General features: G+C 76.5%; 1 pseudogene. It reads left to right on the plus strand.

Annotated features, from left to right (window positions below):
* A pseudogene (locus AA75_RS50405) lies at nucleotides 1-285 on the plus strand (helicase); the annotation flags it as partial.

Genomic DNA, 285 nt, shown 5'->3' on the forward strand with positions numbered 1-285 from the left:
AGCGCCGCGCCGAGGCCGGCGAGGAGGGCCTGGACTGGACCGGGGCACTGACCGCCGACCGGAAGGCGGCGTACGACGCGATCGACCCGGGGTGGTGCCCGGCCTGGTCGGTGGAGTGGCAGCGGTGCTTCGCCCTGGCCTGGCGGCACGTGAAGGCCGGCGGGACGCTGGCCGGTGCGGAGCCGGGCAGCGTCGTCGTCCAGGGTGAGGACCTCGCCGGGTGGGCACGGGCGCAGCAGGTCGGCTGGGACAAGCTGGGACCGGCCCAGCAGTGGGTGTGCGAGC

It is taken from the genome of Kitasatospora sp. MBT63 (assembly GCF_000710465.2).
Classification (GTDB): Bacteria; Actinomycetota; Actinomycetes; order Streptomycetales; family Streptomycetaceae; genus Kitasatospora.